A 26,175-nucleotide genomic window follows, 5' to 3' on the forward strand; every position below is an offset into this window, starting at 1 on the left:
TGGAGAAAACCTGATGGAACCCGAAGCACCCGATGACGAACCGGAACCGATTGAGGAATACGTACCCGGCGTCGCCAACGGCCGCAACTACATGGCCCGGCTCTGCCATTTTCCTGACGGCCCCTGGTATATCGATGTCATACATGTTGAATCGCTGCCGCCCTTGCACGACAGCGACAGGACCTGGCCCACACGCGCTGAGGCCGTTCAAGCGGCAGACAAGCTGGTGGCCGACCTGGCGCACTGATTCGCTGCGGATGTAACGCCCTGTTCGAGCTCTTGCAGCCCGGAAAACCAGCGCCATCTGGATGCCAGCGGCCCGCCGGGGTTGCACCTTCACGCAAGGAGCTTTCATGTTCAAACGCCTGACCCTGCTCTGGGTTCTGATACGCGGCGACGCGCGGCGGCTGTGGACCGCGTTACGCCACCCCCAAGCGCCCGCCTGGCTGAAATGGGGCACCGCTGCGATTGCGCTCTACCTGTTCTCACCCATCGACTTCATCCCGGACATGCTGCCCATCATCGGCATTGCCGACGACCTGGTGCTGGTTCCGCTGGCGATCCGCTGGCTGCTCAATCGCCTGCCGCCAGGCATCGCCGATCCTGCGGCAAAACCTTAGCCATGACACGCGCCACTTCGCTGACCATTGCGCTTCCCGCCGGCGGCGCCATTTCGGGCCTGCTGCAGAAGCCGGCCGACGCCAAAGCTGGTTATGTGTTTGCCCACGGCGCAGGTGCAGGCATGAACCACGCCTTCATGGACGCCATCGCCCAGGGCCTCGCGGAACGCGGCATCGCCACCCTGCGCTTTAATTTCCCGTTCATGGAACAAGGCTCCAAACGCGCGGACGCTCCCGCCGTTGCACATGCGGCGATCCGGGCGGCGGTCGAGGAAGCGGCGCGGCATCTGCCCGGTGTTCCGCTGTTTGCCGGCGGCAAGTCCTACGGCGGCCGCATGAGCACGCAAGCGCAAGCGGCTAGGCCCTTGCCCGGAGTGAAAGGCATCGTGCTGGTGGGCTTTCCGCTGCACCCCGCCGGCAAGCCCTCTACCGAACGCGCTGCGCACCTGGCGGATGTCAAGCTGCCCATGCTCTTTCTGCAAGGCACGCGCGACGCCCTCGCCGATCTGGCGCTCGTCACGCAGACCACGGCAAGCCTGGGCAAAAAGGCGACCCTGCATATCGTGGAGGGCGCCGACCATGCTTTTCACGTGCTGGTGCGTTCAGGGCGTAACGATGCGCAGGTGCGCGAGGAGCTCCTCGACACCATGGCCGCGTGGATGGCAAAACGCTAGCGCCGCAGCATCATTTCAGGGCAAATAGCAGCCTTAGCCTGACCACCGTTAGGCGTGGCTGCTGACAGACCATGTGCCTGAGTCCCACCAGACTGGCACGACTACGAAAGCCCTGTCATGTCACTCGATGCCCATTCATCCCTGCGCCTTGCGCGTCCGCCAATCTCCCGCCGCACGCTCGTTGCGGCCTTGTGCCTCACCGGGCTGAGCCTGGCCAGCCACAGCGCCTGGGCGGCCAAACCCAAGGGCAAGGCTGCTGATGGCCCTTTCGACATGGAAGCCTTTAACAACGCCACCGACGCCCCCCTGTTGCGCAGCGGCAGCCAGGGCGCCGCAGTGGCCCGCGCGCAAATCATGCTGGACCGCGCCTGGTTCTCCTGCGGTGAGATCGATGGGCGCTTTGCCGCCAACATGCAGCGCATGGTCAAGGCCTACCAGACGGCGCACGACCTGAAGGTCACCGGCACCGTCACGCCAGAGACCTGGACATCCCTGCGCAAGGACGGTGCGCCCCTGTTGACGACCTACACCGTGACCGAAAAAGACGCCGCCGGCCCATTTGAAAAAACACCGGTCGCCATGGACGAGCGCGCCAAAATGAAAGCGCTGGTGTATGAGTCGGTCGATGAAGCCCTGTCCGAGAAATTTCATACCAGTCCCGCCTACCTTAAACAGCTCAACCGCGGCAACATCGAGTCCGGCAAGCAGATCACCGTGCCCAATGTGGCGGCCAGTGCCACGCCGACGAGCGCGGCATCCATCGAAATCGACAAGTCCGAGCGCGTGCTGTATGTGCTCGACACTGCGCAGCGGCTCGTGGCGGGTTTCCCCATCAGCATCGGCAATGAAAAGAACGACCCGCTGCCGCTGGGCATGATGGCCATCAAGAATGAGGTGAAAAACCCAGGCTTTACCTACAACCCCGCGCTGCTCAAAACTGCGCCCAAGGACGCGCAAAAGGTCGACATCGCAGCCGGGCCCAACAACCCCGTGGGCAGCATCTGGCTGGGCCTGACCAAACCGCACTGGGGCATTCACGGCACACCCAACCCGTCCAACGTGGGCCACTCCGAAACGAATGGCTGCATCCACATGACCAACTGGGACGCCGAGCGCCTCTCGACCCTGGCAAAAGCCGGGTTCAAGGTCAACGTCAAGGCGTGATGGCTTCCACAACGGCTGTCTTGAAACGCGCCGCGCTTGCCTTGGGAGCGCTCCTGGCGGTGGCGCTGGGTGTGATGTACGGCACCCGCATGGAGGCCACCACGCAGGTGGTTTCTCCGCTGCCCACAACACAAACTGCAGCACAAACTCCAGCTGCGTCCGGCACACAGCCTGCTGCCGCTGCTGCCACTAACGCGACCGCGCCACCCGCAGAGCAAGGCGACCCTCTGGCGGCCCTGATTGAAAAAGTCGCACCGACCTCGCCCGACACCCCATCGGCAGATGCCGCCGCCCCTACCGGCCCGGTAACCGGCGAGGCCGACATCTCGCTGCTGCGCAAGCGCGCCCTGACCCTGCCCGTGCAGGGCGTCAACGCCGCCCAGCTCACCGACACCTACAGCCAGGCGCGTGCCGCCGGCACGCCGCATGAGGCCGTCGACATCATGGCGCCGCGCGGCACACCCGTGCTGGCGGTGGAAGACGGCAAAGTGCTCAAGCTGTTCTTGAGCAAGCCCGGCGGCATCACGATCTACCAGTTCGATCCGGGCAGCAACTACGCCTACTACTACGCCCACCTGGACCGCTACGCCGACGGCATCACTGAAGGCGCCAGCCTGCGCAAGGGCCAGGTGATCGGCTATGTCGGCAGCACCGGCAATGCATCACCCGACGCGCCACACCTGCACTTTGCAATCTTCAAGCTGGGGCCAGAGCGCCAGTGGTGGCGCGGCGCGCCGCTGAATCCCTATCTCGTGTGGCGTGATCCGAAGCCCTGACTCGCCTGATGCTGCCGCGCCGTGGGCGGCCTGGACCTGAGGAGGGGCCGTCCTGTAGGACGCCGCCTCAAACCGTGCCAAACCGCCGCCGCAAGCGGGCCAAACACCCCACGGATTGCACGCCCCTCTATAGAATCAAACGCAAAAATCGAAGGCGGGTTGCCAGTGTTGCTCCAGGCGCCTGATTCCGTCAACCTGCAGCCCACCATTTAACGCCGCCTGTGAACAACTCAGACATCCAGCGACTCTTTGGCCCGCTGCCCGGGCTCTTCCTCGTCCTGAAACCGGATGACGGTTTCACCATCGTGGGTGCGAGTGAGGAATACCTGTCGGTGACCTACACCACCCCGGCCATCTTCGGGCGCAAGCTTTTCGATGTGTTTCCCGACAATCCGCAGGATCCCGGGGCCGATGGCGTTCAAAAACTGGATGCGTCGCTGCGCGAAGTAATGGCTACGCGCAAGCCGCACGTGATGGCGCCCCAGCGTTACGACCTGCGGGCGCCCGGCAAGGAGGAGTTCCTGGAGCGCTACTGGACGGCGATGAACGCGCCCGTCCTCGATGCGCATGGCGAAGTTGAATACCTTCTCCTCACCGTTGAAGTGGCCGCAGCCAAGGGCAAGCGCGATGCGGTGGCCATTCTTGAAAGTATCACGGAAGGTTTTTTCACCCTGGACCGCCAATGGTGCTTCGACTACGTCAACGCCGAGGCATACCGCATCCTGGACAAGGCCCCTGGGGAGCTGACGGGCAAGGTGCTGTGGGCCGTCTACCCCGGCATGGAAGGCACCGAATTCGAGCACAGGTACAAGCAGACCATGCTGCAGCGGGAGAAAACGTCCTTCACGGCGTTCTATCCTGACCACGAACGCTGGTACGACGTCACCACCTTTCCGGCGCCGGAAGGCATGGCGGTCTATTTCCGCGATGTCACCGCACAGCGAAGCCTGCTGGCTGACCGCGACCAGGTCTTGGCGGAATCCGAAAGGCAGCGGCGCATTTACGAAACTGCGCTGAACAGCACGCCCGATTTTGTGTACGTGTTCGACCTGGACCACCGGGCGCTGTATGCCAACGATGCCCTGCTCAAGACCTGGGGCGTGACGGAGGTGCGCGGCAAGACGTGGATGGACCTGGGCTACGAACAGTGGCACGCCGACATGCACGACCGGGAGCTGGACCAGGTCATTCAAACCCGTGCGCCCATACGCGGCGAAATTCCCTTTACCGGCACCACGGGCACCCGCATGTACGACTACATCTTTGCGCCGGTGTTTGATGCCGCTGGTGAAGTGGTGGCCGTGGCCGGCACCACGCGCGACATCACCGACCGGCAGGCAGCCGAGCAGTCGATCCAGGAGCAGGCCACGCGGCTGGCGGCATCGGACCGTGCAAAAGATGATTTCCTGGCCACGCTGTCGCACGAACTGCGCAACCCCCTGGCCCCCCTGCGCAGCGCGATTTCCCTTCTGCGCCGCGGTGACCTGGAGGGGGACAAGCTGGCCAAAATCAATGGGGTGATGGAGCGCCAGGTCAACCACATGGTTCGCCTGGTGGATGACCTGCTGGAGGTGTCGCGCATCAGCCGTGGTGTGCTGTCGCTGCGCAGCGAACGCGTCGAACTGGCCGCGCTGGTCAAAACTGCGGTCGAGACCAGCAACCCGCTGATCCAGTCGGCAGGCCATCAACTGCTGTTGGATGTGCCGCTGGAGCCGCTTTGGCTGGTGGGCGATGCCGTAAGGCTGGCCCAGGTAATCTCCAACCTGCTGAACAACGCCGCCAGCTACACGGATGCAGGTGGAACCATCACCTTGACCGTAGAGCGCCAGGACGACAAGGTGTGTATCAGCGTCAGGGACACAGGCATCGGCATCGAACCGGCCGCGATCCCGCACATGTTTGAGATGTTCAGCCGCGGCAACCGCGACAGCGCCCGCAACCAGGGTGGGCTGGGCATCGGGCTGGCACTCGCGCGCCGCCTCACGGAAATGCACCAGGGAACGCTGGAGGCACGCAGCGAAGGCCTGGGCAAGGGGACGGAGTTCACCATCTGCCTGCCGCTGGCGCACGCGGACAGTAGCGGTGCGCAGGAAAATTCCGACCACGACGTCCGTCTGGACAAGACACGGGTGCTGGTGGTCGACGACAACGTGGATGCGGGCGATACGCTGGCCGTGGTGCTGGACATGCTCGGGGCTGAGGTGCGCGTAGCGCGCGACGGCGCCCAGGCGCTGGAAGTCTTTGCCGACTACAGGCCCTCTGTTGTGCTGCTGGACATCGGCATGCCCGGCATGAACGGGTATGAAGTGGCGCGGGCTATCCGAAGCCGTTTTGCGGAGCACCCTGCCATACTGGTCGCCCTGACAGGCTGGGGCCAGGAGGACGACCTCCAGCGCGCCAAAGAGGCCGGCTTCAACCACCATTTGCTCAAGCCTGCGGAAATCGACGCGTTGCAGCAGTTGCTGGCAGACATTGAAAGCCCCAAACCGGTGGAGTTGACAGCATGACGAACTACTGGCTCATGAAATCCGAACCCGAAGAGTGCTCGGTTGACGACGCGCTCGCGGCGAAAAAATCCACCGTGCCCTGGGTAGGTGTGCGCAACTACCAGGCGCGCAACTTCATGCGGGACGGCATGCGTGTGGGTGATGGCGTGCTGTTCTATCACTCCAGTTGTGCGGAGCCGGGGATTGTCGGCATTGCGGAGGTGGCGTCTACCGCCTACCCCGACCCCACGCAGTTCGACCCGAAATCGCATTACTACGACGCCAAATCCAAACCGGAAGAGCCGCGCTGGCAGCTGGTGGATGTGAAGGTGTTGAAGAAGACGCGCAACCTTGCCCTGCCGGAGCTGCGGGCCAACAAGGACCTGGAAGACCTGGTGATCCTGCGCAAGGGCAACCGGCTGTCGATCACGCCGGTGGAGCCGCAGCACTGGCGGCTGATTACCAGGCTGTTGGCCAAGGGCTAGGGACTTGTTGCCCAGCACCAGACACTTCACCGGCTGCGTGATGCTGTCATGGCGGGCCACGGTGTGGATGTCGTTGCGGATTTCGTAAAAATTTTGGCCCGGTGTCAGCGGGACTTCCTTGCGTGATTACCGCAAACGTTTTGCGCGCTAAGCATTAGTTCTTCATGCGCTTTCGCGGCAGATAACCAATGGCTTAAGGCGCGAAAAAACCAATCGCGCCCAAAGTTTCAACCGCGCAACAGCCGCAAATTGGCCTCCGGCTTCGCTGTTATCTCTGACAAAAAAGCGCAAAGCCTGCATACACCGCGTGCCCACGCCATTGCGGCGATGTTCCTGGTGGTTCAGCGCACCTGCCGGGCACACCGCTCATCTCCGTTTACCTGCCTTACATCCCGCAACCCTGTCATCCCTGACAGGGTTGCCACCGCCATACACGCTCCACAGAATGGCCTCCATAGACAGGGGCGGACAGCCAGGAGGGGAGCGCAGGATGCGCGGAGCGGGAGGGCTCCCGCATCACCCGCGCCACACACCCGCAGATGGAAGCCGCAACACCCTGCTCTCAGGCAACTGCGGTTTTTCTACTTTCAAAAAAAGGACATCTCATGAAGCGGATCCATCTCTCACGGCGCGCGCACATCCTGCAAGCGGCCCTGTTAGCGCTAACCGGCAGCAGCGCATTTGCGCAAGCGCCGCAAGGCAATACCGCCAGCGGCAAGGTCGCGCCGGCGCCTGCTGCCAAAGCAGCGGCTACGCGCCCCGCTGCTGCCGCCGCTGCTCCCGTTGCGCTCGACTGGCCGACCAAACCCATTCGCCTGCTGATCGGCTTTCCGCCGGGCTCGGTACAGGACTTGTCGGCTCGCGCCATCAGTGAGCAGTTGTCCAAGTCGCTGGGCCAGCCCGTGGTGGTGGAGAACAAGGCCGGTGCATCCGGCACCATCGCCGCCGACCAGGTCGCCAAGGCGACCGACCTGCACACCTTCGGTGTCATGAACAACAGCCAGCTCACCATCGCCAAGCTGCTCAACCCGATGGCCTCTTACGACCCCGCCGTTGACCTGGCGCCCATTGCCTTGATCGGCACCACGCCCATGGTGCTGGTGGTCAGCAATTTCGCGCTGGGCAGCACGCCGCAAGAGTGGCTGACCTGGCTGCGCAACCAGGGCGACAAGGCCAACTACGGCTCACCCGGCGCGGGCACGCCCGGCCACCTGGGCATGGAGCTGATCAAAAGCCGCAGCGGCGGCCTGGGCGTGATGCATGTGCCCTACCCCGGCAACCCGCAAATCATCACCGCCATGCTGGGCGGCCAGTTGCAGGCCGCCTTGCTGCCGCCGGGCCTGGCGATGCAGCAGGTCAAGGCCGGCAAGATGAAAGCAATAGGCGTCACCTCGGACCAACGCAGCATGCTGGCGTCCGAGCTGCCCACGCTGCGCGAAGTCGGCATCATGGGCGCGGATATGGAACTGTTCACCGCGCTGGCCGGCCCCGCATCGCTGCCCGCCCCGGTGCGCGACAAGCTGGGCGCCGCCGTGATCGAGGTGCTCAAGACCAGCGAGACACGCCAGCGCCTGATCACCGTGGGCTGGCAACCAGCGCCCTCCACCGCCGAAGGCCTGCGCACCCGCATGCGCGCCGACACGCGCAACCTGGGCGGCATCATCATGCTGCGCGGCATCCGGGCTGACAGCTGAGCGGCTGCAGTGGCCGGGCTTCGCAGAACGCGACATGCCCGGCTGCTACGGCCGTTGCAGCTTCAACGCGGCGTGCAACTGGCCCATGGCGTGCACGCACTCCAGCACGGTAACCTGGGTATGGCCGGCCGCGTCGCCCGCTGCCGGCGCGCGGGCTGAATCCGGGCGGTCACCCACCGCCGTGACCAACCGCGCCTGGATAGCGCGAAACATCATGTCCCAGTCTTCCGCTTGAATCAGGCGCGGGTCTGGCGGGTCGCCCCGCAAGGCGCGAAGCAATGGCTGCGCGCCGCTGCGGCCTTGAAGCGCTTCAGCTTCAGCCTCCCCCGACCCCGCCTGCACGGGCGCACCGGATTGGCGGCTACGCGATTCAAAAAGGCGATTGAGATTGACGAAGCCGAGAGACTTCATCGCTTCGTAAGCGGCGCTTCGGGCCTTGATCCCGGGCAAGGGGCTTGGATGTTTCATCGGGGCACCTCCATAAAACTGCAGGGCGTTGCAGCGACGGTCACGCGCGCATGCGGGCGAGGCTCGGTCGCTATGGCCATACCCTGTTTATAGAAAGGCGGGCAAGCGCAGTCGGTCCGTTAACGAACACAGCGCAAGAAAATCGTGCGAAACCGCTTTCTTTACCCTGCGGGGCTGCCCTGCCGCCCGGAAAGCATGGCCATGCGCACTGCTTATGCGGCCATCTGCGCCGGCAACAGGCGGTCGTATTCGTCCTTGACAACCTGATAGCACTCGCAGGAGCGCTTTTCCAGGCCCAGGCGGTCCAGTACCTGGATGCGGCCGCGAGAGTACCGAATCAACCCGGCGTCCTGCACCTTGAGCGCCGCTTCGGTCACGCCGACGCGTCGCACGCCCAGCATGTTAGCGATCAATTCCTGGGTCATGACAAGTTCATTGCCCGGCAGGCGGTCCAGGCTGAGCAGCAGCCACCGGCACAGTTGCTCGTCCAGCGAGTGGTGGCGGTTGCAGACCGCTGTTTGCGACATCTGTGTGATCAAGGCCTGGGTATAGCGCAGCAGTAAATGCATGGCGGGGCCACCCTTGCCGAACTCGTCCTTTATGAACTGGGCTTTCATGCGAAAGTCCGTGCCGGCGCTTTGCACCACCGCCCGGCTGGGCGTTGCGTTGCCACCGAGAAACAGCGAAATGCCGACAAGGCCCTCATGGCCGACCACCGCAATCTCGGCCGAGTCGCCGTTTTTCATCACGTACAGCAAAGACACGATGGAAGACGTCGGAAAGTAAACGTAGCCTCCGGTGGTTCCGGACTCGTACAACACCCTGCCCAGCGGCATGTCAAACACTTCAAGCTGAGGCAGCCAGCGCTTTAGCTCCTCGTCGGGCAACGCGGCGAGCAGACGGTTGAGCTTGATTTCACTCGCGCTGGCAACGACGGGTTTGTGATGCGAAGCCTGCGGGGAAGAAGCCCGGGGCTTCGATGTTTTGGGAGGAGATAGCGGCAATGGGAAACCATGTGATGGGCCTGTCTTCAACTGCGGACGATCTGCATCTGAATAAGCTCTGGTCCCAGCATACGAAGCGGGCGGCGAGGCGTATGTGCGGCAGCGCACAGCGGCAAGACCGGTTTCATCGCCTGTCCGTGTAGGCCTTGCGCCCGGCCCCTCAAGCTAGCGTTGGGCACGGCGGTCTCCCCAATCCGCCAGTGGCGCCAAAGCCTTGTTGAGCGACTTGCCGAGATTGGTCGTGGGTTGATGATGGGCGGCAATGATCAAGTTGCTGCGTGCTTGAGCCATCACCTTATGAGGCCGCCGCAAGAAGCCTTGGAACGTAAAGTTCGCAGCTTTTGACCTCGGTTTACGCCCGCTTTACCGCGCCACTACATGCCCGACGTTTGCCCGCCTTGAAATGTTCCGGGCGCAGATGGCTGCGCGTAAAAAACCGGGAGAAGACATGCAATTTTCATTGGCGGCAGGCAGCGCTTTTTCAGGCTGGCGAATGGGGGCCGGCGCCCTTTTCCTGTTGGGCGTGGCCTGCAGCAGCCATGCCCAGTTTGGCGGCGGCCAGCGCCAACGGGGCGCGCAGGCCCAGATGGGAGGCCCCGCCTCGCAGCGCCCCCAGACACGCTGGGAACAGGTCAGCCGCAGGCTGTATGACCTGCGGGTCCAACTGCTGATCACGAAAGAGCAAGGCCCTGCCTGGGAGAATTTTCGGGGCCGCTTCCTTGACATGGCCACCAGCGGGTCGCCAGATCAACGGGTGGTCGACGAGCAAACGGCAAAAGACGCTTTCGATCAGCTGCTGGGTGATGCGCAAAGGCGCTCCAACGTCCTGGCAACACTCGACGCCACCGCACAGGTCTTGCTGTCCCAGTTCAGCCCCGAACAGCTTCAGGCGGCCGACAAGGCGCTGCCGCCGCTGCTGGCGGAGTTTGGTGGCAACCGCTAGCGCGGCGGCCTCTGCGCAGCCGCTAAGCGTTCTTGCTCTCGAGCAACTTCACCAGCGACCACAACACCCGGTTCGCCGGCACCGGCACGCCCAGCGCATCGCCGCGCTTGACGATCAGGCCGTTGAGGTAGTCGATCTCGGTGGGTTTGCCGCGGGCCAGGTCCTGTGCGGTGGAGGCGTACTGGTTGGGCATGCTGCCGGCAAGTTTGTCGACGGCGGCGTGCACGTCGCCTGCCACCTCGACGCCTTCGGCTTTGGCCACGGCCAGGCATTCGGCGACCACATCGCGCATCACGTCCGTGACGCCGACGCCCTGCACGGTTTTGCCGTAGGGCAGCTGCGCGATGGCCGAGACGGCGTTGTAAGCGCTGTTGAGGATCAGCTTGGCCCAGAGTGCGCCGCGCACGTTGCCCGACACTTCTGTCGGAACGCCGGCGGCAATCAGAGCCTGCGCCACGGTGTCGCTCAGGGCGGAAGGCTCAATCACCAGGTCGCCGCGGCCGTGGTGTTTGAGGTGGCCGGGGCCGGCCATTTCGGTGGCGACGTATACGACGGCGGCTGCCACTGCATGCCCGGGCAGCACGGCGCGCAGGCGGTCGGCGTTGTCGACCCCGTTTTGCAGGCACAGCACCAGAGCACCGGGCGCCAGGTGCGGGCGGATCAGCGCGCCGGCCGATTCGGTGTCGGTGGACTTCACGCAGAACAGCACCAGTTGCGCGCCTTGCACCGCGCTGGGCTCGCTGCTGGCGGCCAGGCGCACGTGTTCGTCGAAGGTGCGCGTTTCCATGTGCAGGCCGCTCTCTTCAATCGCGTCGACATGCCGCGGCCGGGCGATCAGCACAACGTCGTGCCCGGCGCGGGCCAGCATGCCGCCGAAATAACAACCGACGGCGCCTGCGCCCATCACGGCGACTTTGAGGTGGGGGAATTGGGTGGTCATGAAGAGCCTTCAGCTTGCGCAAAAGTGATTCAAGGGAGATGCAAAGACCCGGATTGTGGGTGAAGTGCGCGATGTTTGCTGGCGACGCCCGCAAGCCCGTCAAATCGCTGCCGGCGCCCTATCCCAGGCTGCCTGCAAAGCGCCGGCTCAATTGCCCGCGCTCAAACGCCTCGGCCACAAAGTCAATGAAGGCGCGGGTCCTGGCCGGCATCTGGCTGCGCGTGGGGTAATACACCGAGATCGCGCCGGCATCCACATACCACTGCGGCAGCACGCGCACCAGCTCGCCGCGCTCAAGCTGCGGCAGCACGTCGGGCACGGCGATCAGCGTCACGCCCAGGCCCATGAGCGCGGCGGCGCGCATGGCGGTCGGGTCGTTCAGCACGACAGACTCGCTCGTGCCCGCCGCCATTTCAGCGCCGGCAGCGTCGCGCATCACCCACTGGCGCACACGGCCGCTGGCGCTGGAGCGCATGACGATGCCGGGCAGCGCCGCCAGGCCCGCCGGATCCGTGGGTGCGGGCCGGCCGGCCATCAAGGCGGGGGACGCGACGGCGACCAGGTGCATGGGCGCCAGCGGGCGCGAGACCACGCCCGGCGAGAGCGCAAAGCCGCCGCCTATGGCCGCGTCATAACCCTCGGCGATCAAATCGACCGGGCGGTTTTCAAAATGCCAGTCGGGCCGAAGCAGCGGGTAGCGCGCCAGAAAATCGGGCAACAGCGGCACGATGTATTCGATGCCAAAGGTGGGCGACATGCTGACCTTGAGCGGCCCGGCCGGCGCGCCGGTGTCGCTCGCCACCGCCGCAATTGCCGACTGCAGCGCGTCGAGGTTGCCGCCAATCGATGCGAGAAAGCGCTCGCCGGCCTCCGTCAGCGTGAGCTTGCGGGTGGAGCGCTGGAACAGGCGCACGCCGATGTTGCGCTCCAGCATGGCGACGTTGCGGCTGACGGCGGCGGGCGTCAGCGCCAGGTGCCGTGCGGCTGCCGAGAAGCTGCGGCCTTCGGCGCTGCGGACAAAGGATTCGAGGTTGGCCAGGGTTTCCATGGGCCGATGTTAGGGCCGTTCGGGCATTTCTTCAATCAATGCTTGAAGATGATTCAAGGAATTACTGGCTTATCAAAAGGCAATGCAAATCCCATCATTCACCCCATCAGCAGCGATTGAGCACTGATCGGCAACTTACCAACCACCCAAGGAAAGAATTTATGACTACCGCAACTACCCCAACCACCGCTATCACCGCTATCACCTCTACCACCCCCAGCATCGGCATCATCGGCTCAGGCGCCATCGGCTCGGCCGTCGCCAAAGTCCTGGCCCGCCATGGCATCCAGGCCACGCTCTCCAACAGCCGCGGCCCCGATTCGCTGAAAGACCTGGTGCGCGAGCTGGGCCCGACCATACAGCCCGGCACCCGCGAAGAAGCCGCCGCCAAAGACATCGTCTTTGTCGCCGTCAACTGGGGCAAATTGCCTGCCGCGCTGGCCGGCCTGCCCGACTTCGGCGGGCGCATCGTCATCGACACCAACAACCCGATCGAAGCGCCGCTCTTCAAGCCCGCCGAACTGAACGGCCGCCTCTCCAGCGAGATCGTGACGGATCTGGTGCCCGGCGCACGCGTGGTCAAGGCCTTTAACCACCTGGCCGCCGCGCTGCTGGCCACCGATCCGGCCGACAAGGGCGGCAAGCGCATCCTCTTTTATTCAGGCGACGACGCGGCCGCCAAAGCCACCGTGGCCGCGCTGATCGGCCGGCTCGGGTTTGCGGGGATCGATCTGGGTGCCTTGTCTGTCGGTGCGCGCCTGGCGCAGTTTCCGGGCGGCCCGCTGCCGATTTTGAATCTGGTGCAGTTCGGCTGACGTGCTGTGGCGAGCTGCCCCGCGGTTACGCCCGGGGCAGCCAGGCTGATATCAGGCACGCTTTACCCTGCACAAAACCGTCAACGCGGTTTCGCCGGCAACCGACGATTTTTAAGCAAAATCGTGCTCTAGCCCAATAACCACCTTGGCTATTCGCTATCAAATTAATAGCGACACAGGCAAGCAGCAGGATCAGCTTGCCGGCAAACCGGAACGCGGCGGTGGCCGAGAACGCTCACACAGCGGGTGAGGTTTCTTCCCGCGGCAAGGTGATCCGGGCACGCAGGCCGCCGCTTTCAGCCCGGAGCAATTCCAGCGTGCCACCATGCGCCCGCACCAGGCGATCAACGATGGCCAGGCCCAGGCCGGCTCCGGCCGGCCCGCTTCGCGTGCCCTGCGCGCGTCGAAAGGGCTGCTTCAGGACTTCGGCCTGGCCGGGCGCGATGCCGGGGCCGTGGTCGCTGACCTCTATCCAGACCGATCCGGCCTGCGCGCCGGTGCTGAGGACCACCGGCGGGCGGCCATGGCGCCGGGCGTTTTCAAGCAGGTTGGTCAACACCCGCCGCATGGCGCGCGGCCGCAAGGAAACTGCAGGCGGGTGACCGAGCCGCAGCGACACCGGCACGCCCTGGCGGGTCGATGCCGCCGCCAGCTCCGCCGCCAGGGCGTCAAGGTCCACCGGCGAAGAGGGTTCGCCGTCGCTGCTGCGCGCAAAGTCGAGGAACTGGCCAATGATGGCGTCCATCTCCTGCACGCCGCGGGTCATCCGTTCCATGGTTTCTTCATCCGCCTTGTCGCGCAGTATTTCGATGCCCAGGCGCAGCTTGGTCAGCGGCGTGCGCAGGTCGTGCGAAACGCCGGCCAGCATCAGCGTGCGCTCGTCGTCGGCCTCGGCGAGGCTGCGCACCATCTGGTTGAAGCTGCGGCTCAGGGCGGCGATTTCCGTGGGGCCGCCTTCAGGCAAGGGTTCAGGGCGGCTGCCGCCGGCCAGCGTGTGGGCCGAAGCCACCACGCGGCGCAGCGGCCGGTTCAGGTAGCGGTGAATCAGCAGCGCGCCCAGCAATGCCAGCACGGCGCTGGTGAGGGATGCGGCCAGCCACGCGCCGGTGAATTCACGCGCGGGCAACACGCCGGGCAGCTTGATCCAGTAGTCGGCGGCATCCAGGCGCAGCCGCACGGCCAGGCTGCCGCCGGCCTCCCGGCGCCAGACGATTTCGGCGCCCTCACCCTGCACGGCGATGCCGCGCGATGCCTCGCTGACGAAACGGCGCTCGAGCCGGCTGAGCGCCAGGCGCGCGCCGCGCGCAACGGGCTCCTGCGCCTCGTCCTCCTCCTGCGCCACGTCCTGCATGGCGCGGCGGTTGAATTCAGCAACAAATGCCTCGCGCTGGGCGGGCGGCAATGCGACCAGTCCGGCGTGGATAGAGCTCACATTGCGCGCGACCGCCACTGACAGCTGCCCCAGCCGCGGCTTGAGGATCAGCTGGCGCACGAGCAGTGCGCCGGCCAGCTGGCCAACCACAATGAGCGCGACGAGCAGCAGCACGTTGCGCCCGAACAGGCTGCGCGGAAGCAGACTCATGGCTTGCCCGCCTTGCCGTTTCTGGCGGCGCCACCTTCAGGCACAAAGACATACCCCACGCCCCACACCGTCTGGATGTAGGCGGGCTGCGAGGGATCGGTCTCGATGAGCTTGCGCAGACGCATGACCTGCACGTCGATGCTGCGGTCGGTGGCTTCGCGGTCGCGGCCATAGGCCAGCTCGATCAGCCGGTCTCGGCCCAGGGGGCGGTTGGGGTGTAAGGCCAGCGCCTGCAGCAAACTGAATTCGCCGGTGGTCAGGGGTACATCGTCGCCACTTTTTTCGAGGCGGCGTGCCTCCAGCGTCAAAGTGAACGCGCCAAACTGCACCGTGCCCTGGCCCGGCAGCGGGCCGCTGTGCGCGCCCAGCATGCGCTGGCGCCGCACCAGCGCCTGGATGCGCGCCAGCAGCTCACGGGGGTTGAACGGCTTGGGCAGGTAATCGTCGGCGCCCATCTCCAGCCCGACGATGCGGTCCACCGGGTCGCCCCGGGCCGTGAGCATGACGATGGGGATGGTCTCGCCCTGCGCGCGCAGCCGGCGGCAGACTGCCAGCCCGTCTTCGCCCGGCATCATCACATCCAGCACCAGCACGTCAAACCGCTCGCGCGCCAGCAGGGTGTCAAGGTTTTTGGCGTCTTCCAGCGTGCGCAGGGCATAACCCTGGTCACTCAGGTAGCGCTGCAGCAGGCTGCGCAGGTCGGACTCGTCGTCGACCACCAGAACGCGGGCCAGCGGCTCACTCATGGAGAGGTGCCCGCCTGTGGCAAGGGCAAGGAAATCGCATCGAAAAGGCCATGAAAGCATCCGTCGCAAGAAAGATGCCCCCATGGTAGCGGCCGGGCGACGGCGCCCTTCCCGGTAAATCATGACAAACGATGACAGAGCCCGGTCTCGTTCATGCCTTGTCATCAAGCGGCCCGCTCCAGCCATCTCCGGTTCACATCTGGCGGCCACAGTGGCGTCACGGCGCTGCAGTGCAGGTTTGTGCGGCGCCGAAAGCCTTTCAGCCCCCTTCAATCTTCCAGGAGTTCGCCATGAAAAAACCGCTTTCTGCCATGGGCCTGTCTGCCGCCTTGTCTGCCGCCGTGTCCGTCGCCCTTGCAGGCGCCCTGTTGGCCACAGGTTTCGCCGCTCCCGCCGCCGAGGCGGCAAGCCGTCACGTGGTTCGCGCCAATGCCGCCGGCGGCACCACCGCGACCAAAGCCGTTGTCCGCCAGGGCCATGACGGCGGCATCCGCGCCCGGGGCCGGGCCACCGCCACCGACGGCCAGGGCAATGCGCGCACCGTCAGCGGCGCATCGACCACAGGCCCCAACGGCGCCACCGCCGTGCGCAGCGGCGAAGCCAGCCGCCATGCCGACGGCTCTGCAGAACGCAGCGGCAGCTTTGCCGCCAGCGGCGCCAAAGGCAGCGTCGAGAGCAGCGGCAGCCGCAGCAAAAACGCCGACGGCAGCGTCACGGCCACCCGCAACGCCAGCGCCACCAACACAGCGACCGGCAACAGCGTACAAAGCACCGCTTCTTACAACCAGGCCACTGGCGTCACCCGCAGCACGACCTGCTACGACGCCGGCGGTGTGGTCATGAACTGCCCGGCGCGCTAGACGGCGTCCCTTCATTTGCCCTCTCTTTTCCTTTAGTCGTTCACTCACTCAATCTTTCTTTCACCCAACCAAACCGGAGCACCTTATGACCTTCTCTTCATCTTCCCTTCGCACGCCTTTCATTCTTGGCGCCCTCGTACTGGCGACCACGGCACAAGCCCAGGCGGCTAATCCGGCCCGGCTGGAGAAAGCCCGCAGCGAGTTGCAAAAGCGTTTTGAGGCCGCGGATGCCAACAAAGACGGCAAGCTGACGCGTGAAGAGGCGCAGGCCAAAATGCCGCGCGTTTACAAAAACTATGACGCCATCGATGCCAGCCGCAGCGGCGCCATTTCTCTGGCCGACATCGAAGCCTTTATGGTGTCGAAGAAAGGCTCACGCTAACCAGCCGGCGGGCCGTTGTCCTGATTCATTCACCGCGGGCGGCCACACGGTCTGCCCCGCGCAACACCTGGAGTCATCCATGTCCCTTTCCCTCCAAAACCGAACCGCAGGCCCGCCGGCCCTGGCGCTGCTGCTGGCTGCAGTCTTGCACGCCGGGCCCGCGCCTGCCCAGCAAGACAGCGGCCTGGCGCGTAAAGCCGCCAAGGCCACCGTGCCGGCCGGGGTGCAGCAAATCCCCGATATCGCCTACGGCGACGATCCGCGCCAGCGCATGGATGTCTACCTGCCGGCCGCCGCGACGCACACGGCGAACGCGCCCGTCATCGTCATGGTGCACGGCGGCGCGTGGATGCTGGGCCACAAGGCAATGGCCCATGTGGTCGACAACAAGGCCGCTTACTGGGTACGGGAAAAGGGCTACGTGTTTGTCTCGGTGAACTACCGCCTCTGGCCGCAGGCGGACCCGTTGGCGCAAGCGCATGACGTGGCCGCGGCGCTGGCCAGGGCGCAGTCGCTGGCGCCCTCCTGGGGAGGCGACCCGGCAAAAGTGATCCTCATGGGGCACTCAGCCGGCGCCCACCTGGTGGCACTGCTCGGCGCCTCACCCGCGCTGGCACGCGATGCAGGCGCCAGGCCCTGGCTCGGCACTGTCGCGCTCGACAGCGCCGCGCTGGACCTGGAGCGCATCATGAACGCCCGCCACATGCGCTTTTACGACCGCGTATTCGGCGCCGACCCGGCCTATTGGCGCAGCGTGTCGCCCGGCAGCGTGCTGGCACCTGACGCCACGCCCATGCTGCTGGTGTGCTCCACGCAAAGGCCGGACGATCCGTGCGCGCAGGCACGGGATTTTGCCGCGCAGATGGCGGCCCGACACACACGCGCCATCGTGTTGCCGCAGGATCTCACGCACGAGCAGGTCAACGCCGCGCTGGGACTGCCAGGCCCTTACACCCAGGCTGTGCAGCGCTTTATGTCAGAAGTGGGGGCCCTGTAGAAAATCTGAATCAAATGAGGCTCCAGCCCAATAACCACCTTGGTGTGTAGCTATCAAATGAATAGCGCCACAGGAAACCTGCCGGGATCAGGCTTGCGGCAAAGCGGGAATACGGCGGTGGTAGCTGAAGAAGGTCCACATCATCAGCGTGGCGTCGGGGCCCTGCGGCTCGCTGAATTTCACGCTGCCGTCGCCGCCGCTCCAGGCGTGGCCCAGCGCGTTGACGTCGCACTTCACCAGCTGCGGCTTGCGGCCCGCGTACCAGGTGGAGGTCTGGTAGGCGTGGCGCGGCTTGCGGCCGCCGCGGCGCTCGGGGTAGCGGCGCAGCGCCGGCCCTTCGCGTGATGCGCTTTGCGCCAGCACCGGGCCGTTGATGATTTCAAACTGCTCGGCCAGTTGGTCGGCATTGACCCGCCGCACCACGCTGTCGCTGTCGCCATGGATCAGGATCGCCGGCATGCCGGGAAACTGCGCCTGGGCGCCGGTAAATTCACGCGCCGCCGCACCATACGACGAGGCCGAGCCGTGCTGCATCGCGCGGTAGGCGCTGAAGGGTGAATGGGTGGTGCCGAACACCGGCGCCGAATGCATGCCCACGGCGGCAAACAAACCCGGGTGACGCAGCGCCACGATGGCCGCCAGCGCGGCGCCGGCCGACAGGCCCGCCACGTAGGTGCGAGTGGTGTCCAGGCCGTGCTTTTGCTGCACCTGCGCGACCATCGCGGCGATCACGGCGATGTCGCCCTCGCCCTTTTGCGTGGCGCGCTTGTACCAGTGCCAGCAGCGGTGTGCGTCGGCCGTGCTGGATTGCTGCGGGTACAGCACCGCAAAGCCCTTGCGCTCGGCCAGCTGGTTCATGCGGCTGCCGGCGGCAAAGTCGGCGGCCGACTGCTCGCAGCCGTGCAGCATCACGACCAGCGGGCGTGGCGCTGCTGGCGTGGCAGCGGTCGTGATGGGATCGGGCACACCGGCAGGCAGGTAGAGCCAGTACAGCATGCGCCGCGTATCCGACAGCGGGCCGTCGCCGGGCAAGGTAAACCAGGCTTTGCGCCAGGTGCCGGGCAAACCGGCGGCGGCGCGCGCCTGAGCGGCCGTGGGGCGGCGCGTTTTCTGCGCGGTGTTGGCCGGCGTACCGGGCGTGGCCGCCAGCAGCTTGAGCGTCTTCAGCGTGGGCCTGCGCGGCTTTTTGGCCAGCGCAACCTTGGGCAGCATGCTTTCAAACAGCCGCATACCCTGCGCCTGCTGGGCCTTGCTCACGCGGCGCATGCTTTTCAGCCAGAGGCTGCTCAGGCTTTTGGCCATGGCTGAAGGGGGCGGTAGAGGTGTGGCGTCATGAAAAGAGAGGGCAATGCTTTAGCCCTCAATCGATAAGCATACGTTTATTCTGCTGCATTGCAGCAAAATATCTATCAGCCAAGGTGCCGCGTGCTCGTACGCCGGCTTGAATCCGGTGTTTTTCGTCACAAAATCAAGGCTTGGATTGCGTGTAAAGGCGAAAATCAGGCCTTGGCATCCGAATCACCCTGTTTTGGTGCCCCCGCCTACCTTCCCGTTTACTGCCTTCCCGTTCTGCCGTCTCCTTGCCCATGCCCCAATTCCTCACCGCCGCCCTTTACCAGTTTGTTGAGCTGCCCGACTTTGCCGCGCTGCAGGCGTCGCTGCTCGCGCAGTGCGAGGCCCACGGCGTCAAGGGCACGCTGCTGCTGGCCGCCGAAGGCATCAACGGCACCATCGCCGGGCCCGAGGCCGGCGTGCGCGCCGTGCTGGCGTACCTGCGCAGCGATGCGCGCCTGGCAAAACTTGAGCACAAGGAAGCCTGGGCCGACGCCATGCCCTTCTACCGGATGAAGGTGCGCCTCAAACGCGAGATCGTCACCATGGGCGTGCCCGAGGTGCACCCCGCGCTGATGGCCGGCGAATACGTCAAGCCCGAAGACTGGAACCAGCTCATCCAGGAGCCCGGCGTGGTGCTGGTCGACACGCGCAATGATTACGAGGTCTCCATCGGCACCTTTGAAGGTGCGATCAACCCGCACACCAGCAGCTTTTCAGAGCTGCCGGGCTGGGTCGAGCGCGAGATGGCAGAGGGCGGCAAACTTGCGCCGCAGAACGGCAAAAAACCCAAGGTAGCGATGTTCTGCACCGGCGGCATCCGCTGCGAGAAATCCACCGCGCTGCTGCGCTCCAAAGGTTTTGACGAGGTCTACCACCTGCAGGGCGGCATCCTCAAATACCTGGAGACCGTGCCCGAGGCGCACAGCATCTGGGAAGGCGAATGTTTTGTGTTTGACGAGCGCGTTTCCGTCGGCCACGGGCTCAAGCCCGGCGACTTCACGCTGTGCAGATCGTGCCGAGACCCGCTCAGCGAAGCCGACCGCCAGTCGCCGCTGTATGAGCTGGGCGTGAGCTGCCCGCACTGCCACAGCAGCACCACCGAAGAACAGAAAGCCGGCTACCGCGAGCGCCAGCGCCAGGTCGAGCTGGCCGAAAAGCGGCAAGCCGCGCACATCGGCGTGCGCCAGCCCGGCGCTTGAGTCTTGAATTCATGAGTGGCGCCCTGCCCGTCCTGTATTCGTTTCGCCGCTGCCCGTATGCGATGCGCGCCCGGCTGGCCCTGGCCGTTAGCGGTGCCAGGGTCGAACACCGCGAAATCACGCTGAAAAACAAGCCCGCCGAAATGCTGGCCGCCTCGCCCAAAGGCACGGTGCCCGTGCTGGTGCTGCCGGGCGGTGACGTCATCGAAGAGAGCCTGGACGTGATGCTGTGGGCGCTGCGGCGCAATGACCCTGAGCAGTGGCTCACGCCCGCGCAAGGTTCTATCGACGACATGCTCGCGCTCGTCGCCGGCAATGACGGCGCCTTCAAGCGCAGCCTGGACCGCTACAAGTACCCGAATCGCTATGCCGAAGAATCCGCCGGTGATGCGAACGCCTTTGCACAGCAGCAGCGCGCCCTGGGCGCGGCATGGCTGCACAAACTCGACGGCATGTTGGAAGGCGGCTGGCTGTTCGGTGCGCGCGCCAGCCTGGCCGACATGGCGTTGCTACCCTTTGTGCGCCAGTTCGTGCATACCGATCCCGCCTGGTTTGCCGCACAACCCTGGCCCAGGCTGCAGGCTTGGCTGGCGCAGTTTGAGGCGAGTGCACTGTATACGGGTGTCATGGAAAAGCACGCGCCGTGGCAGGCCAGCGTGGTTTGAATTCAGAACGCCCTACTCACCCCGGAGACTTCCTTGAAGACATCACTACAACCAGGCCTGAAGTACGTTCACCGCTTCATCGTCCCCGCCAGCAAAACCGTCCCCGCGCTCTATCCCGAGTCTGAAGAGTTCGTGGCCATGCCGGAAGTCTTTGCGACCGGCTACCTGGTCGGCTTTCTCGAGTGGGCCTGCGTGATGGCGATCAAGCCGCACCTGGACTGGCCGGCCGAACAATCGGTCGGCACGCACATCAACGTGAGCCATGCGGCCGCCACGCCGCCGGGCATGGAAGTGACGGCGACGGTGGAGCTGATTGAGGTGAATGGCAAGCGCCTGGTGTTTGCCGTGCAGGCGCATGATGGCGTTGACACCATCTCTGAAGGGCGGCATGAGCGCTTTGTGATCGACAAGGAGCGCTTTGAGGCGCGGGTCGGTTTGAAACGCTCTCAGCGCTGAAAGCGCGTCGACAACACCACCGAGGTGTGGGTGCGCTCCACCCCTTCCAGCAAACCAATGCCGTCGATCAAGGCATCCAGCCGCTCAATCGAGCCGGCCTGCACGATGGCGATCATGTCGAAAGTGCCGCTGATGGAGAGCAGCGAACGCACTTCGGGGATCTTGCGCAGCGCCGCTTCCACGGGGCCCGAAAGCTTGGGTCCGACGGTGAGCATCACATGCGCTGATACCTGCGACTGCTCATAAGCATCGCCAATGCGCGCGCCGTAACCGGTGATGACCTTGTCGCGCTCCAGCCGCGTGATGCGGGCCTGCACGGCCGTGCGCGAGAGCCCGACCTTGCGGGCCAGCAAGGCCATGGGGCAGCGGGCGTTTTCGCGCAGTTCACTGAGCAGGGTCTGGTCGATGGCGTCGAGTTGCATGGAAGGCCCCCGAGAGAGAGAGAGAGAACTTAGTTAAATCGCGCATTTTTATAGTTTATTTACCTAAATTATGGCGTTATTTTTACTATTCTGATACTGGTAACCGCCTGCACAGGCTTTCACAATGAGTCATTCCCCCACATCGGGCCACACCCCTCAAGGAGACAGACATCATGAAAAAGAAAATCCTGGTCGCAGGCGCCGGCAAGATCGGCTCGGCCATCGCCGGGCTGCTGGCCGCCACGCCGGACTACATCGTGACGGTGGCAGACGCCTCGCCGCAGGCACTGGCCGGCATTAAAACCGGCCCCAGCGTGCAACGCCTTACGCTCGACATCACCGACCCGATCGCCTTGCACGCCGCGTTGGCCGGGCATTACGCCGTGCTCAGCGCTGCGCCCTTTCACCTCACCACCCTGATTGCCGAAGCCGCGGTGGCCGAAGGCGTGCACTATCTCGACCTGACCGAAGACGTGGCCAGCACGCGCCGTGTCAAAGAGCTCGCCGCCACGGCGCGCACAGCACTGATCCCGCAGTGCGGCCTGGCGCCGGGTTTTGTCTCCATCGTCGCGGCCGATTTGTGCCGGCGTTTTGACAGCCTGCACAGCGTGCGCATGCGGGTGGGTGCGCTGCCGCAGTTCCCGTCGAACGCGCTGAACTACAACCTGACCTGGAGCACCGACGGCGTCATCAACGAGTATTGCGAGCCCTGCGAGGCGATTGTCGAAGGCGTGCTGCGCCAGGTGCCGCCGCTGGCCGAACATGAAGAGTTTTCTTTAGACGGCGTGACGTACGAGGCCTTCAACACCTCGGGCGGCCTGGGCACGCTGTGCGAAACCCTGCAGGGCAAGGTCACCCACCTCAACTACAAAACCATCCGCTACCCGGGCCACGCCGCCATCATGAAGGTGCTGCTGAACGACCTGCGCCTGCGCGAGCGCCGCCATGTGCTGAAAGACCTGCTGGAAAACGCCCTGCCGGTGACGCTGCAGGACGTGGTGATCGTGTTTGTCACCGTGAGCGGCCAGCGCGACGGCCGGCTGACGCAGGAAACCTATGCCCACAAGGTCTACAGCCAAGTGATGGGCGGCGTGTTGCGCAGCGCGATCCAGGTCACCACGGCGTCCGGCATTTGCGCGGTGCTGGACTTGCTGGCGGCCGGGCGTTTGCCGTCGCGGGGATTTGTGCGGCAAGAGGAAATCGGGCTGGGGGATTTCCTGGGCAACCGGTTTGGCAAGGCGTATGCGGAACACGCAGCTGAAAGGCTTGCGGCTTGATTTTATGAATGAAATCGGCCTCCAGCCCAATCACCGCCTGGGCTGATAGCTATTGAATTGATAGCAAGCGAGGCTTCCTCAAACCTCAGGCGCCACAAACTCCGCGTACTCATACAAGGCGCCCAGGATCTCTTCTCCGCGCTCGTCGGCTGTCTCCGACAACTCGTCGATGCGGGCGAACAGCGCATCCACATTGCGCGCCCCGCCCTCGCCCTCCAGCAGCCGAGCCACGCGGTGGGCTTCCCAGCGCTCGGCGTCTTCGGGCGACAGGGTCTCGGGGAAGTTGCGGGCGCGGTAGCGAAACAGCATCTCCTCGAGCCGGTCGTCGTCAAAACCGGTGCGGCTGTGCGCCAGCTCGGCGGGCGACATAGCGCGCAGCTGGTTCAGGCGGCGCCGGTCGGCATTGCCGACAAAGCCGCCGTAGAGGTCTTCGTCGACATCCGGCGCGGCCTCTTTGGGGCGCTGAAAGACCTCGGGCCAGATGGCGCTCATGTCGGGCAGCGCTGCGGCTTTTTCAGCGTTGCGCAGGGCGGCATCGATGTCGATACCCCATTGCGCGGCCTTTTCGGGCGTGAGTGTGGCGAGCTTGCGCACCACCATGGGCGACTTGTTGAGGTGCACCGACTTGATGGGCAGGCGCTGCACGCCCTCGGGCAGGTCGGCTGATTTGCTGAAGAGGCGCTGGCGCAGCGTGGCGACGTCCAGCAGCGGCAGCTCGCTGGGGTCTTGCGACAAATCCCAGGCGAGCAGCTCGTTCTTGTTGCTGGGGTGCGTGGCCAGCGGCCACATCACGCCCAGGCAACCGCGCTCGGGCGGGAACATGCCAGAGACATGCAAAAACGGCTGCGCCGTCTGCGGGCTGGTGGGCAGGCCCAGTTCGGTCGCGACGCGGTCCTTCTTGTGCAGGCTCAAGGCAAAGTCAAACAGCTTGGGCTGCGCGTTGCGGATCACCCGCGCCAGTGCAATCGTGGCGCGCACATCCGAGAGCGCGTCGTGCGCGGCTTCATGCATCAGGCCATTGGCGCGCGCCAGGTCTTCGAGCTTGAAGCTGGGGCGGGTCACGCTGGCGTCGTTGGGGAAGCGCTCGTCGGGCTTGCGCGGCCAGCTGATGCCTTCGGGCCGCAAGGCGTAGGCCATGCGCACCACGTCCAGCAAATCCCAGCGCCCGCAGTCGTTTTGCCATTCGCGCGCATACGGGTCGATCAGATTGCGCCAGAACAGGTGGCGCGTGACTTCATCGTCAAAGCGGATGGTGTTGTAGCCCACGCCTATGGTGCCGGGCTCGGCCAGCACGGCCTCGATGCGGCTGGCGAATTCATGCTCGGGCAGGCCGCGCTCCAGGCACAGCTGCGGCGTGATGCCGGTGAGCAGGCAGGACTCCGGGTCCGGCAGGTAGTCGTTGGCGGGCTTGCAGTAAATCATCACGGGCTCGCCGATTTCGTTGAGCTCTGCGTCGGTGCGTATGCCGGCAAACTGCGCGGGCCGGTCGCGCCGCGGGTTGATGCCGAAGGTCTCGTAGTCGTGCCAGAGGAAGGTGTGGGAGGCCATGGGGAGTTTCAGGGTCTTTAGAGCAAAGGGGAAAAGAGCCGCGCGGTCGAGTCGGCCAGGCGCATCAAAAAGCGCTGCGGCCTGTGGGCGCGCACTGCGGCGGCGCTGCGCAAATCGGTTTCGAACTGCGCGGCCAGCGGGCCGGCCAGCGCGGGGCCGTAGACCACCGCCATCACCTCGAAGTTCAGCCGGAAGCTGCGGTTGTCGAAATTGGCGGTGCCGGCCATGGCGCAGTTGTCGTCGACCACCAGCGTCTTGGAGTGCAGCATGCGGGCCTTGTACTCCCACACCTTGACGCCGGCGGCGATCAATTCGTCGTAGTAGGAGCGCGCGGCAGCGCTGACGATCAGGCTGTCGCTGCGGCGCGGCACCAGCAGGCGCACGTCAACACCGCGCAGCGCGGCGCTGGTAAGCGCCATCAGCGCGGGCTCGCCCGGCACAAAGTACGGCGTGGTGAGCCAGGCGCGCTCGGTCGAGGCATTGATGGCCGCGACATGCATGCGGTGGATGGGTTCCAGCGTGGTGTCGGGCCCGCTGGTGACGATTTGCACCGGGATGTCGCCGGCCCCAGCGCCGGGAAGGAGCTGCGGCAGCAGGTGCGGCAGCGCGCGGTTCTTGTCGCTTGGGTGATCGCCGGTGGTGTAGGCCCAGTCTTCCAGGAAGGTGGTCTGCAGCCAGCGCACAGCGCTGCCCTCGATACGCAGGTGGACGTCGTGGTAAGCGTCCTTCTGGGTGCGCATGTCTTCTTCATCGGTGATGTTGACACCGCCGGTAAACCCGATGGCGCCGTCGCACACCACAATCTTGCGGTGGGTGCGGTAGTTGGTCACCGGGCGCAGCCGGCGGCCTATGCGGGTGTCGTGGAAGAACGCGACCTCGGCGCCGGCGGCCTCCAGCGGCGCCAGGAACTTGCTGCCCAGGCGCTGCGAACCCAGGGCATCGACCAGCAGGCGCACGGTGACGCCCTCCCCGGCTTTTTGCACCAGCAAGTCACGCAGCGCGGTGCCGATTTTGTCGGGCTCAAAGATGTAGTACTCAAGGTGAATGTGGTCGCGGGCATTGCGCACAGCCTCGAAGATGCTGTCGAAGGCCTGCGCGCCGCCCGACAGCAGCTGCACCGATGTCGCGCTGGACACCGGCAGGCCGCAGGCGGCGGTGCCCAGGGCGGCCATCTGCCGCAAAGATTCAGGTGCGCTTTGGGCAGCCTCGCGCAACAGGGCGAGGTCGTCGCCCGCGCGCTCACCGGCGCGGCTGCGCAGGCGTTTGAGGCGCTGCTTCTTCAGGCGCTGAGGGCCGAGGAAGTAATAAATGACAAAGCCCGCAAACGGCAGCAAGGCCAGCGACAGTATCCAGCTCATGGTGGATACGGGGGCGCGCTTTTGCATCACGATCCAGACCGACAGCACCGCAATGTAAAGACTCCAGGCCAGTGAGAGGCCGGTTTTCCATTCAGAGCTGAGTTCAGGAAGTGTCAAGGCAGGGGCTGGGAGGGATAGACGGCGCTGGCAGACATGAAAAAGGCCGATAGCGTGATGCTACCGGCCTTTTGAGGGTGCGCTGGAAAATCCGCGCTTCTGGGCTTCTGGTCC

Annotated in this window: 27 protein-coding genes; 17 read left to right on the forward strand and 10 right to left on the reverse strand. The window is 65.0% G+C overall.

Annotation, left to right across the window (positions count from 1 at the left end; translation table 11 throughout):
• Window positions 1–13: 13 nt before the first annotated feature.
• The 8 genes from DT070_RS17385 (at window position 14) to DT070_RS17425 (ending at window position 7,899) form a co-directional block, all read left to right on the forward strand.
• The gene (locus DT070_RS17385; RefSeq protein ID WP_122956529.1) at window positions 14–247 is read left to right on the forward strand and encodes a hypothetical protein; all 234 of its coding nucleotides are present in this window, start codon (window positions 14–16) and stop codon (window positions 245–247) included.
• A 106-nt stretch (window positions 248–353) separates the two neighbouring features.
• Window positions 354–620, forward strand: a complete 267-nt coding sequence (locus tag DT070_RS17390) for a YkvA family protein (protein ID WP_122956530.1) — start codon at window positions 354–356, stop codon at window positions 618–620.
• A gap of 2 nt (window positions 621–622) precedes the next feature.
• On the forward strand, window positions 623–1,294 hold the full coding sequence (locus tag DT070_RS17395; RefSeq protein ID WP_122956531.1) for an alpha/beta family hydrolase: 672 nt from the start codon (window positions 623–625) through the stop codon (window positions 1,292–1,294).
• 117 nt (window positions 1,295–1,411) lie between these two features.
• Entirely contained in the window at window positions 1,412–2,458 is a 1,047-nt protein-coding gene (locus DT070_RS17400; RefSeq protein WP_122956532.1) for a L,D-transpeptidase, read from the forward strand.
• Window positions 2,458–3,234, forward strand: a complete 777-nt coding sequence (locus tag DT070_RS17405; protein ID WP_228778458.1) for a M23 family metallopeptidase — start codon at window positions 2,458–2,460, stop codon at window positions 3,232–3,234. Before DT070_RS17400 ends, DT070_RS17405 begins: the two co-directional genes overlap by 1 nt.
• 221 nt (window positions 3,235–3,455) lie before the next feature.
• Window positions 3,456–5,741 (forward strand): PAS domain-containing protein, encoded by a 2,286-nt coding sequence (locus DT070_RS17410; RefSeq protein WP_122956533.1) that lies wholly within the window; start codon window positions 3,456–3,458, stop codon window positions 5,739–5,741.
• Window positions 5,738–6,205 carry an EVE domain-containing protein gene (locus DT070_RS17415; RefSeq protein WP_122956534.1) on the forward strand — a complete coding sequence of 156 codons (468 nt, stop codon included), beginning with the start codon at window positions 5,738–5,740 and terminating at the stop codon, window positions 6,203–6,205. Before DT070_RS17410 ends, DT070_RS17415 begins: the two co-directional genes overlap by 4 nt.
• Window positions 6,206–6,810: 605 nt before the next feature.
• Window positions 6,811–7,899: a tripartite tricarboxylate transporter substrate binding protein gene (locus tag DT070_RS17425; RefSeq protein ID WP_122956535.1), complete on the forward strand. Its 1,089-nt coding sequence runs from the start codon at window positions 6,811–6,813 to the stop codon at window positions 7,897–7,899.
• Between the two features lie 45 nt (window positions 7,900–7,944).
• Here DT070_RS17425 and DT070_RS17430 read toward each other — a convergent pair whose 3' ends face one another.
• Together DT070_RS17430 and DT070_RS17435 are read right to left on the reverse strand one after the other, a co-directional pair.
• Complete coding sequence (locus tag DT070_RS17430; protein WP_122956536.1) at window positions 7,945–8,367, reverse strand: hypothetical protein; 423 nt, start codon at window positions 8,365–8,367, stop codon at window positions 7,945–7,947.
• A gap of 212 nt (window positions 8,368–8,579) precedes the next feature.
• Entirely contained in the window at window positions 8,580–9,254 is a 675-nt protein-coding gene (locus DT070_RS17435) for a Crp/Fnr family transcriptional regulator (RefSeq protein ID WP_122956537.1), read from the reverse strand.
• Window positions 9,255–9,819: 565 nt separating this feature from the next.
• Here DT070_RS17435 and DT070_RS17440 point away from each other — a divergent pair.
• On the forward strand, window positions 9,820–10,314 hold the full coding sequence (locus DT070_RS17440) for a hypothetical protein (RefSeq protein WP_153976342.1): 495 nt from the start codon (window positions 9,820–9,822) through the stop codon (window positions 10,312–10,314).
• Between the two features lie 22 nt (window positions 10,315–10,336).
• Here the strand turns inward: DT070_RS17440 and DT070_RS17445 are convergent, their stop codons facing one another.
• Together DT070_RS17445 and DT070_RS17450 are read right to left on the reverse strand one after the other, a co-directional pair.
• Window positions 10,337–11,254: a ketopantoate reductase family protein gene (locus DT070_RS17445; RefSeq protein WP_122956539.1), complete on the reverse strand. Its 918-nt coding sequence runs from the start codon at window positions 11,252–11,254 to the stop codon at window positions 10,337–10,339.
• A 118-nt stretch (window positions 11,255–11,372) separates the two neighbouring features.
• The gene (locus tag DT070_RS17450) at window positions 11,373–12,302 is read right to left on the reverse strand and encodes a LysR family transcriptional regulator (RefSeq protein WP_122956540.1); all 930 of its coding nucleotides are present in this window, start codon (window positions 12,300–12,302) and stop codon (window positions 11,373–11,375) included.
• A gap of 161 nt (window positions 12,303–12,463) precedes the next feature.
• Here DT070_RS17450 and DT070_RS17455 point away from each other — a divergent pair, with 161 nt between their 5' ends.
• Entirely contained in the window at window positions 12,464–13,117 is a 654-nt protein-coding gene (locus tag DT070_RS17455; protein WP_122956541.1) for an NADPH-dependent F420 reductase, read from the forward strand.
• A gap of 235 nt (window positions 13,118–13,352) precedes the next feature.
• On the opposite strand, the gene DT070_RS17460 is transcribed toward DT070_RS17455, so the two are convergent.
• Together DT070_RS17460 and ompR are read right to left on the reverse strand one after the other, a co-directional pair.
• Window positions 13,353–14,699: an ATP-binding protein gene (locus DT070_RS17460; protein WP_122956542.1), complete on the reverse strand. Its 1,347-nt coding sequence runs from the start codon at window positions 14,697–14,699 to the stop codon at window positions 13,353–13,355.
• Window positions 14,696–15,445 (reverse strand): two-component system response regulator OmpR, encoded by a 750-nt coding sequence (ompR, locus tag DT070_RS17465; protein ID WP_122956543.1) that lies wholly within the window; start codon window positions 15,443–15,445, stop codon window positions 14,696–14,698. Before ompR ends, DT070_RS17460 begins: the two co-directional genes overlap by 4 nt.
• A 290-nt stretch (window positions 15,446–15,735) precedes the next feature.
• Here ompR and DT070_RS17470 point away from each other — a divergent pair, with 290 nt between their 5' ends.
• The 3 genes from DT070_RS17470 to DT070_RS17480 all read left to right on the forward strand — a co-directional run bounded on the left by DT070_RS17470 (window position 15,736) and on the right by DT070_RS17480 (window position 17,684).
• On the forward strand, window positions 15,736–16,305 hold the full coding sequence (locus tag DT070_RS17470; RefSeq protein ID WP_228778457.1) for a hypothetical protein: 570 nt from the start codon (window positions 15,736–15,738) through the stop codon (window positions 16,303–16,305).
• An 85-nt stretch (window positions 16,306–16,390) separates the two neighbouring features.
• Window positions 16,391–16,687: an EF-hand domain-containing protein gene (locus DT070_RS17475; RefSeq protein ID WP_122956544.1), complete on the forward strand. Its 297-nt coding sequence runs from the start codon at window positions 16,391–16,393 to the stop codon at window positions 16,685–16,687.
• Window positions 16,688–16,766: 79 nt separating this feature from the next.
• Window positions 16,767–17,684 carry an alpha/beta hydrolase gene (locus DT070_RS17480; RefSeq protein ID WP_122956545.1) on the forward strand — a complete coding sequence of 306 codons (918 nt, stop codon included), beginning with the start codon at window positions 16,767–16,769 and terminating at the stop codon, window positions 17,682–17,684.
• A gap of 87 nt (window positions 17,685–17,771) precedes the next feature.
• Here the strand turns inward: DT070_RS17480 and DT070_RS17485 are convergent, their stop codons facing one another.
• Entirely contained in the window at window positions 17,772–18,986 is a 1,215-nt protein-coding gene (locus tag DT070_RS17485) for a PHB depolymerase family esterase (protein ID WP_122956546.1), read from the reverse strand.
• 284 nt (window positions 18,987–19,270) lie between these two features.
• Between DT070_RS17485 and DT070_RS17490 the strand changes: the two genes are divergently transcribed.
• The 3 genes from DT070_RS17490 to DT070_RS17500 are packed head-to-tail and all read left to right on the forward strand — an operon-like array spanning window position 19,271 to window position 21,339.
• The gene (locus DT070_RS17490; protein ID WP_122956547.1) at window positions 19,271–20,218 is read left to right on the forward strand and encodes a rhodanese-related sulfurtransferase; all 948 of its coding nucleotides are present in this window, start codon (window positions 19,271–19,273) and stop codon (window positions 20,216–20,218) included.
• A gap of 11 nt (window positions 20,219–20,229) precedes the next feature.
• Window positions 20,230–20,883, forward strand: coding sequence for a glutathione S-transferase (locus DT070_RS17495; protein ID WP_122956548.1), 654 nt, complete (start codon window positions 20,230–20,232; stop codon window positions 20,881–20,883).
• Window positions 20,884–20,916: 33 nt separating this feature from the next.
• The gene (locus tag DT070_RS17500) at window positions 20,917–21,339 is read left to right on the forward strand and encodes a thioesterase family protein (RefSeq protein ID WP_122956549.1); all 423 of its coding nucleotides are present in this window, start codon (window positions 20,917–20,919) and stop codon (window positions 21,337–21,339) included.
• Here the strand turns inward: DT070_RS17500 and DT070_RS17505 are convergent.
• Window positions 21,330–21,761 carry an Lrp/AsnC family transcriptional regulator gene (locus DT070_RS17505; protein WP_092127776.1) on the reverse strand — a complete coding sequence of 144 codons (432 nt, stop codon included), beginning with the start codon at window positions 21,759–21,761 and terminating at the stop codon, window positions 21,330–21,332. The two genes, DT070_RS17500 and DT070_RS17505, sit on opposite strands and share 10 nt — an antisense overlap.
• Before the next feature lie 173 nt (window positions 21,762–21,934).
• Between DT070_RS17505 and DT070_RS17510 the strand changes: the two genes are divergently transcribed.
• The gene (locus tag DT070_RS17510; RefSeq protein WP_122956550.1) at window positions 21,935–23,038 is read left to right on the forward strand and encodes a saccharopine dehydrogenase family protein; all 1,104 of its coding nucleotides are present in this window, start codon (window positions 21,935–21,937) and stop codon (window positions 23,036–23,038) included.
• 78 nt (window positions 23,039–23,116) lie between these two features.
• Here DT070_RS17510 and sbcB read toward each other — a convergent pair whose 3' ends face one another.
• Window positions 23,117–24,586: an exodeoxyribonuclease I gene (gene sbcB, locus DT070_RS17515; protein WP_122956551.1), complete on the reverse strand. Its 1,470-nt coding sequence runs from the start codon at window positions 24,584–24,586 to the stop codon at window positions 23,117–23,119.
• Between the two features lie 17 nt (window positions 24,587–24,603).
• Entirely contained in the window at window positions 24,604–26,061 is a 1,458-nt protein-coding gene (cls, locus tag DT070_RS17520) for a cardiolipin synthase (protein ID WP_122956552.1), read from the reverse strand.
• Between the last annotated feature and the right edge of the window lie 114 nt (window positions 26,062–26,175).

Origin of the sequence: Polaromonas sp. SP1, from assembly GCF_003711205.1 — a bacterium.
In the GTDB taxonomy this organism is placed as follows: Bacteria; Pseudomonadota; Gammaproteobacteria; order Burkholderiales; family Burkholderiaceae_C; genus Polaromonas.